Below are 8,500 nucleotides of genomic sequence, written 5' to 3' on the forward strand. Positions count from 1 at the left end.
TAGTTCATCTTTGCAGCTAAAGAAATAAAAACTCTCGGCTTGCCCCTGTTTCATGCGCAGTGGTGCCAACGCGGGGCATGGGGGTTTACTATGAAAGCCCTTGGCTTCCATAGCATGGATGGCCATGCGGCCCGCCGGACGGCAGGCTGAGCATGATGGATGTTTACTATGAAAGCCCCTGGCTTCCATAGTATGGATGGCCATGCGGCCCGCCGGACGGCAGGTTAAGCATGATGGGGGGGCCTATACTTACGTGTTTTTGAAATCTCATAATTGGCGGGCTTTATATAGGAAAGATACCCATTGTTTTCGAGAAAAAGATAGTTCTCCTCACTTTCATACCCTGCATCAGCGGTTATATTTTTGTATTTGAATTTCAGTTTTTTTCTACATCTTTTAAAAATGGAATCAGGGTTGTTGTATCGGTAGGCTACTGGCCTATGGTAAGCCGGGTAATATATTCGGAATCCACCCCATGCTGGAGGTTATATGCCTTTCATGTAAGAGTAAAGCACAATCTTAAGTAACGTTCTTGGGAATGCTGAATTTATTCTTTCGTAAGTAGAATATAAGTCAGTCAAATCCAATGCCTCCACAAACTGACTGAGCAGCCGCACAGAATCATCTTCTGGAATAATGGTTTCAATATTTAGCGGAAGTTTTAATTGATATCCGCTCTGAGTTAGGCTATAATTTTTCTGTAAGCTAATGTGTTTTGTCATACATTAATTTTACACCAACCGCCGGATTCTTTCGAGGTCTGGAAGTTATTTTTTCATAGAAAAGGAGCTACGCACTAATTACTTAATGCGACAACCCCACAAGATATGCAGGAATCGGAGGTGGAAGGAAGCGCAGTGACATATATGAAAAGAACATGGGAGATATGGAGATGGCGTTGGCCAGGAGGCAGATGATAATGAACAAAAAGGAATATCATGTTTTTCAACTGCTATTTTTATTTGGGTTGTTCCAGGAGTTCATAGCTTGTATTGTAGTTTTTATGTACCTCATCTCATGCTTTTACAGGGTAGATGTGGGGATGGGGTGGATCAGTTTCCGAGAATAGCTCCCCCTTGGAACTACTCCCAGGACTCCATGCAGGAGCCAATGTATCCCCATTAGGGAGACCCCTGGCGAGGGTGTTCCAAAACAGAACCATGACAATATAATATGCTTAACTGGGCAGCCGAAGGACGGTTCCCCATCTGCTCCGAGTCTTGCGGAAGGGATGGGATATATGATGGTTACATACAATGATTTATTTACTTTTGTAATTATGCTATGTGCCGTTATTACCCTTGTTGGTAATTTCAAGCACAAAAAATAACCGCCCTGTCTCTGGTAAAGGTTAGGCGGTTATCTTTGTAACTTATTAACTTTGATTCGCCGGAGCAGATAGGTGTCGGCTATCTCTCGGCTGTCTTGTTAAGCATATTATATCTCACGCACATAAATTTTTCAACCCCGAAAATGAAACTGCCCCAGAGCTGTTATTTTTATACCCATTTTTAAGGAGGATGATACCATGAAGATTGAAAAGCTCCCATCCGGCTCCTACCGGATAAGAAAAATGTACAAAGGAAAGACCTACACCGTCATTTTTGACTATAAGCCTACCCAAAAAAGCAATTAAGGCCATGGCTTCATATTTTTCTACACGAAAAAAATCCCTGCATTGCCGAATTCCGTGAATTTCTCACAATATTCCAAACAATAACAAAGATTTTTTTCAGAGCTGTTAAGAGTGTTATTCACTTATTAAATACTCCTAACGCTTATTTTACCTCTTCTTTTCCCATCCGTCCATGCACTTTGAGGAAAATTTATCAAAAAATATTACTTTTTAATTCTATGTCCCAGTTTTCTTGCAGGAAGGTTTTTAACCGCTGGCACTGTTTTTCATTGCCCAGAACATAAAAGGCGCAATATCCTCTCTGCAAAGCCTCTTTCGCCTGTACGTTCTCGTTCAGCCCCAGCAAGGCCAGTCCCTTGTTGATAAAAAGCCTTGGAAACAGCCAAAACCGGTTGTTTTCCTTGCTCATTGCAATTCCCTGATCGCACACCTCCACTGTCTTTTCATATTGTTGTTTGTCCAGGTAAAGTCTGGAAAGCTGAAACAGCACCAGAAGATATTTCTGCACTTTTTCCGTCCGATCCATGATATGAGTGTCCATATAATGCTTGACGCCCTGGAGAATCTCTATGGCTTCTTCTTTTTGTCCCAGTTTTCTGTAATTACGGGCAATACTGATCAAAATCAGAATTTCATTATAGGTCAAAAGCCCTTTCAGAACCTCTTTCAGCCCGATCCCGTCCGGTTTTGTCATCTTAAGGGTTTCTTCCAGCTCTTTAAGCCCCTGCACCCAGTTTTTTTCCTCCATCTGCTTTAATATAATTCTGGTAAAGCGGCAATACTGGGAATTTAAAATATCTTCTTCTGCAATTGTATGCTCAAATCTGTCCACAAGCTCCGCTAAACCCTCACGTTCGTAATTTGTAATTTTCTGAACTATCTGACTGCAAAGCTCGGTCTGCTGCATCTCCTCTCTGCTGGAATACTGCAGAAATACATCCCTGCAGCCAAGTCTCTGGATAAACGCCTCTACCGTTTTCCGGTTGGGCATCCGTATTCCATTTTCAATCTTGGATAAATTGCCCACAGAACAGATTCCAAAACACAGTTCTTCCTGGGAATATCCCCGTTCTACCCTCATATCGTGAATGTAATTTCCAATTTCATACACTGCCATTTTTTATCACTCCTGGCTCCATTATAGGGTAATTTCTCACTCCTGTCTAAAAAATGCTCAAATCTCCGATTAAATTCTCTTTTTCTTGCCATTTGTTTTAATTGCCTATATAATAAGAATGACTACATTAAAGAAAGGATTTTCCCATGAAAAAATTTTGTTCCTTTTTATTATTCATGTGCTTTTCCATTGCCTTTCTTTCCGGCTGCACTGGACCCAAAAAAAATGCCGCCGATTCTATCAAGGCAATTTATGAACTGTATATACTGGGCGACACCAAGGGAATCACCTCCCTGGGCATGACAGAAGAAGATATCAACGCCGCCAAAGAAACTTATGACGCTTCCCTGAAAGAAACCATCCGGGCCAACTTTTCCGCCAGCGGCCAGGAAATCGAGGAAGATGTCTTAGAAGAGCTCTGCGAAGCCAGAAAAGCGGCTCTTGCCAAAATGAGCGCAACGGCAGAAGTTGTCTCAGAATCCGAAGGCAAGGCAACTGTGGTGGTTCACACCACATATTTTAATGAATTCAACCTGGATGAAGACGCCTATTACTCGGCCAGGGAAACAGCCCAGCAGAGCAATTTCCCCACAACGGAGGAACGGCAGGTTTTTCTGATGGATATTTACAGCAAAAATCTGATTGAAGCTTACCGGAATGTTACGCCTTCAGAAAAGACCATAGATATCACCGTTGACTGTGTGATTCAGAACAACACCTGGGTTCCGGCCAATATGTCCTCCTTCGGCTCCGACCTGGCTCTGGCCATTACCGGGCAGAAATAATGATATCCATGTGGCAGCGTGCAATTAATGATGCCATGGCCTGGCCATTACCGGGCAGAAATAATGATATCCTTCCGGAATCTGCACAGAACTCCCGCCGCTTATGCATATTACTACTGCGATATTTAACCGTCGGAGTAATATTTTCCGCCGAAACGGAATAAGATGTAAAAACTTTTGTGGGAGTGTAAAAATGTCTGAATTCCATCGAATGATTACGTATCTTTATTTATATGAACACGGAACCAAACGACACAATGTAGGATTTGCCAAAATTGAAAAACGGGGCGGCCAGTGCCTCGTGGAAATACATATGAAAAACACCGGGCACACTTCTTCACTGGCCCCGGTGTATTTCTATGCCACAAGCAGGGGCAGGCATCCCGGAATTTCACTGGGAACCATGAGCCTTCCCCGGGGCAGCGGAGATTTTAAGACAATTCTGAAAGGGGAGCCTCTGGCAGACAGCAGTTATACTTTGGACGACATAAGAGGGATTTTCATTCCGCTTTCTGAGGAAATCATGTTTGTCAGCCAGTGGGACGACAGTGAATTTATCCGGAAAAATTTTGTTGAACCAAAACAAGTACAGGAAACGACGAAACCTCAGATAGAAGAGAAGGAAGCTGCCCAAACGAATGCCAACGCTGCCATACCGCAGCAGGCCGGAAAATCAGCAGATTCCGGGCTGCAAAATACCAACAGCCCAGACGCATCTTTGCCGCAGCGGCACAATCATGCAAACGCTTCTTCCACACAGCGGCAGGGCTACGCAGATGCTTCTTCTACACAGCAGCAGAGCCACCAGGCAGATGCCTCCCTGCCACGGCAGAGTAACAGCGCAGAGGCTTCCTCACCACAGCAGAGTCACCATGCAGGCGTCCCCCCAGCACAGCAGAATAACAGCGCAAAGGCTTCCTCACTACAGCAGAACAACCGGCCAGGCGCTTCCCTGCCACAGCAAACTGGGGGAACAAACGCTGCATCTGAGCAGCATGGCAGCGCAGATACCGCTTTCGCGGGGCAGACTGTCTCTTCCACGCGGCACAATAGCGCAGCGGCTTCCTCACCGCAGCAGGCCGGCAAGACAGATATTTCCTCACCGCAGCAGGCCGGCAAGACAGATATTTCCTTACAGCAGCAGGCAAAGGAGCCAGCAGCTTCTTCCCAAACGAATGCTGCTTCTTCTCAAACAAATGCTGTTTCGCCTTCCCCGGATCTCAGCGCCGCAGAAGCCGTTCCCAACTTCAGAGAAAATGTTCAGAGCAGAAACGGGATACCCCTGCCATCCATCCCGAAGCTGGAGCCTTTGCCGGAAAACTGGAGCCTGAAATGGGAATTTATTATGGAGAATTATCCTGTAATGACTCCTTTTGCCGGAGATGAAAAGACTCTCTGTGTACGGTGGGAATTAAAGGATCTGCGCCTGCTGCCAAGGCAGTACTGGTATCTGGGCAACAACAGTTTCCTTCTTCACGGCTTCTTCAACTACCGCTATCTGATTCTCGGCATCACGGAAAAAGCCGGAAAGAAACGCTGGTTTATCGGAATTCCCGGAGTTTACCAGAATCCCGAGCGGGTGATGGCCACTTTATTCGGATTCCCGGAATTCCACAACGAGAAATCCGCACCGGTCAACACCGGAGAATTCGGCTACTGGTATCGCTATCTGAACGAATAGACGGCTCCTCTGACAGCAGAGCGTACAATTCATGGTCTCTCCATTTTCCATGAAGCATGACGCTCTGCTTTTTTATGCCCTCAAACTCAAAACCCAGGTTCAGCAAAAGTTTCCGGGATGCAGTATTTCCAGGCAGTACGCAGGCTTCGATCCGATGCAGCTTCAATTCTTCAAATACCACCTGAATTCCTCTTAAAATGCTTTCCCGGGCATACCCTCTGCCCCAGAATCTCCGGTCAAATTTATACCCCAGTTCACAGCATTGAAAAAATCCATATTTGATATTATGAAACGAAACTGTTCCAATAACCTGCTCCGGCCGCTCCCGTTCCTGCACCCAGAACCGGAGAGATTTCTGCTTTACCGCCAGGTTATATTCTCCCTGAAGCAGCATTTTCTGAAACTGTTCGGTGTAAAACTGGGGCGGCCGGTCTGTTTCGTATTGTTCAATCATTTCCCGGTTATCCAGATAAAACTGAAGAACTCTGGCGCAGGCCGTATCGTCCAGAATTTTCAACTCCAAACGTTCTGTCTGATATGTCATTTTCATTGTAACTTCTCCTGTTTTTTTATATAATAACATTGACAGAGATCAGATGTCCAGAAGGAGGATCTATGAATCAGGAAGAAAAATTTATGAAAGCCGCCATCCGGGAAGCAAAAAAAGCGGAAAAAATACAGGAGGTTCCCATTGGCTGTGTAATTGTATCTGACGGAAAAATCATTGCCCGGGGATATAACCGGAGAAATATTGACAAAAACACCCTGGCTCATGCAGAGCTTTCCGCCATTAAAAAAGCCAGTAAAAAGCTGGGCGACTGGCGTCTGGAAGGCTGCACCATGTATGTAACTCTGGAGCCCTGCCAGATGTGCGCCGGCGCCATTGTACAGGCACGGATGGACAAGGTTGTCATCGGAAGTATGAATCCCAAAGCCGGGTGCGCCGGTTCTGTGCTGAACCTTCTGCAGATTCAGGCCTTCAACCATCAGGTGGAACTGGAAACCGGCATCTTGGGGGAGGAATGCTCTTCCATGCTCAGCAATTTTTTTAAACATCTGCGTCAGCAAAAATCGGAGAAAAGCTCCCAGAACAGTTGACTTTTTTTGTGAAACAGGATATACTTAGGTATCCGAGCAGCTGGGGCGTTAGCGGTGCCCTGTACCAACAATCCGCTATAGTTGGAGTGATGCTTTGCCCCGGGTTTTTGCCTGTGGGGCTGCCTTTTATAAGTGGTGATGACGTCTGGGTCTTACGCAATGGAACTCTGTGAACCGTGTCAGGTTGGGAACAAAGCAGCACTAAGCAGAATCTTTCATGTGCCGTAAGGGCGCCTGGGCCGAGCTAACTGTAAAAGTAACGCCCATGGTCAGGATTCAAAGCAAAGCGCTCGGTTTTTGATATCCGCCATACTGAACACTTAAGGAGAATTTCATTGAAAAAATTACTGCATAAAACCAGGAACGCATTGTTTGACTCCTGTGATTTTTTAGAACTTCTGATGGCTGTCATTGTTCTGGCGGCCCTTCTGATTGCCTGCTTCTCTCTGGGCAGCTCTTTTATAGATTATTGGAATGACAGGTATTCCAGCGAAGCTTTTCTGACCTTTGTGGGTTATGTGTTTAATATCCTGATTGGCATTGAGTTTCTGAAAATGCTCTGTCAGCCCAGCGGAGATACTGTGTTGGAGGTTTTAATGTTTCTGGTGGCCCGTCATATGATACTGGATCACACTACCGTCATTGAAAATCTGATTACCATTATCAGCATTGGAATTCTGTTTGGCATCAAAAAATATATCAGTCTGCCCGCCGGAAAAGAAAATTACCGTATTTTTTCCAGTAATTCTGATTCTGAGGAATCCGAAACGGAACCCCCTCCCCAGAAAAACGAAGATTCCGGGCAGTCTCACAAATAATACGATATATCTTTACAGGGAATGGCTTCTCCATTCCCTGTAAAAATTTGGAAACACGCTCTGGCTCTTGACTTTTTTGCAGCCAGGGATTATATTTATATGGAAATCAATAATAATTACCATTATTTACAGGAGGAAAGACCATTGATGAAATACAGCCGCCAACGGGAGTGTATCAGGGAATTTCTTTCCGGCCGCCAGGATCATCCGACCGCCGAGACGGTTTATACAAATGTAAAAAAAGAGTTTCCAAACATCAGTCTGGGAACCGTATACCGCAACCTGTCACTGTTGACGGAGATTGGGGAAATTCAGAAAATTTCCACTGGTATCGGGCCGGATCGCTTTGACTGGAACGCAGACCCTCATTACCACGTATTCTGCAGGGAATGCGGCAGCGTTATGGATTTGAAACTGGAAAACATTAATCATATCAATATCCTGGCAGGCAATGAATTTGAAGGCCGGATTGACGGGCATATCACATATTTTCTTGGAACCTGCAAAGCCTGCCTGCAGAAAGAAGCAGACAGACAGAATCCCCAGGCAGAATACACTGCTGCCTGCATGGAGCATCAACTGCTCACAGAAAAAACACAAAATATCTCTTGACAGGCTTCACAAGATATGCTATCTTAATTTCAGTAACAATTACTGTTTTTACTTAGTCAATTAAAATTTAAAACACATAGAAAGGAAGAATTTATTATGAAAAAATTTGTATGTAATGTATGCGGTTATGTTTATGAAGGAGATGCAGCGCCTGAGAAATGTCCTCAGTGCAACGCTCCTGCTTCCAAGTTCACCGAGCAGTCCGGAGATTTGTCCTGGGCTTCTGAGCATGTAATTGGCGTAGCTCAGGGTGTTTCTGAAGATATCATCGAAGATTTAAGAGCAAACTTCAACGGAGAATGTACAGAAGTTGGTATGTATCTGGCTATGGCAAGAGTTGCTCACAGAGAAGGATATCCGGAAATCGGCCTGTACTGGGAGAAAGCTGCTTATGAAGAAGCAGAGCACGCTGCAAAATTCGCTGAGTTATTAGGTGAAGTTGTGACTGACAGCACCAAGAAGAATCTGGAGATGAGAGTAGAAGCTGAAAATGGCGCTACTGCTGGAAAAACTGACCTGGCTAAGAGAGCAAAGGCTGCTAACCTGGATGCAATCCATGATACTGTTCATGAAATGGCAAGGGATGAAGCAAGACATGGAAAAGCATTTGCAGGTCTGTTAAAGAGATACTTCGGCTAATCAGAAGTACTGAAAAATCACAATGTCATTAACTTAAGAAAAAGCAATACCGGATAGCTTTACACCCATCCAGGGGGTAAAGGACATCCGGTATTGTTCTGGAAAATTAATTCT

The 8,500-nt window shown here is 44.9% G+C and carries 8 protein-coding genes, 1 other RNA gene and 1 pseudogene; 7 read left to right on the forward strand and 3 right to left on the reverse strand.

The genetic code is table 11. The features are described from left to right. Nucleotides 1-242: 242 nt before the first annotated feature. Nucleotides 243-722 (reverse strand): annotated as a pseudogene (locus ACTO17_RS18915) (hypothetical protein); the annotation flags it as partial. Between the two features lie 1,107 nt (nt 723-1,829). Continuing rightward, nucleotides 1,830-2,753, reverse strand: a complete 924-nt coding sequence (locus ACTO17_RS18920) for a helix-turn-helix domain-containing protein (RefSeq protein ID WP_482559030.1) — start codon at nt 2,751-2,753, stop codon at nt 1,830-1,832. 146 nt (nt 2,754-2,899) lie between these two features. On the opposite strand from ACTO17_RS18920, the gene ACTO17_RS18925 reads away from it, so the two are divergent. Further along, on the forward strand, nt 2,900-3,538 hold the full coding sequence (locus ACTO17_RS18925; RefSeq protein WP_172538256.1) for a DUF5105 domain-containing protein: 639 nt from the start codon (nt 2,900-2,902) through the stop codon (nt 3,536-3,538). 193 nt (nt 3,539-3,731) lie between these two features. Further along, the gene (locus ACTO17_RS18930; RefSeq protein WP_482559031.1) at nt 3,732-5,219 is read left to right on the forward strand and encodes a DUF6128 domain-containing protein; all 1,488 of its coding nucleotides are present in this window, start codon (nt 3,732-3,734) and stop codon (nt 5,217-5,219) included. Here ACTO17_RS18930 and ACTO17_RS18935 read toward each other — a convergent pair. Continuing rightward, nucleotides 5,173-5,769, reverse strand: coding sequence for a GNAT family N-acetyltransferase (locus tag ACTO17_RS18935; RefSeq protein ID WP_172538254.1), 597 nt, complete (start codon nt 5,767-5,769; stop codon nt 5,173-5,175). The two genes, ACTO17_RS18930 and ACTO17_RS18935, sit on opposite strands and share 47 nt — an antisense overlap. Nucleotides 5,770-5,834: 65 nt before the next feature. Here ACTO17_RS18935 and tadA point away from each other — a divergent pair, with 65 nt between their 5' ends. The 5 genes from tadA to ACTO17_RS18960 all read left to right on the forward strand — a co-directional run bounded on the left by tadA (nt 5,835) and on the right by ACTO17_RS18960 (nt 8,386). Then, nucleotides 5,835-6,317, forward strand: a complete 483-nt coding sequence (gene tadA, locus ACTO17_RS18940; RefSeq protein WP_172538253.1) for a tRNA adenosine(34) deaminase TadA — start codon at nt 5,835-5,837, stop codon at nt 6,315-6,317. Nucleotides 6,318-6,349: 32 nt separating this feature from the next. After that, nucleotides 6,350-6,611: signal recognition particle sRNA large type (ffs, locus tag ACTO17_RS18945), an RNA gene on the forward strand. Between the two features lie 41 nt (nt 6,612-6,652). Beyond that, nucleotides 6,653-7,135, forward strand: coding sequence for a hypothetical protein (locus ACTO17_RS18950; protein ID WP_172538252.1), 483 nt, complete (start codon nt 6,653-6,655; stop codon nt 7,133-7,135). Nucleotides 7,136-7,282: 147 nt separating this feature from the next. Continuing rightward, a complete protein-coding gene (locus ACTO17_RS18955; protein ID WP_482559032.1) occupies nt 7,283-7,747 on the forward strand; it encodes a Fur family transcriptional regulator in 465 nt (154 codons plus the stop codon). Nucleotides 7,748-7,843: 96 nt separating this feature from the next. Continuing rightward, a complete protein-coding gene (locus tag ACTO17_RS18960) occupies nt 7,844-8,386 on the forward strand; it encodes an NADH peroxidase (protein WP_172538250.1) in 543 nt (180 codons plus the stop codon). Nucleotides 8,387-8,500 lie beyond the last annotated feature (114 nt).

Source organism: Petralouisia sp., from assembly GCF_056822245.1.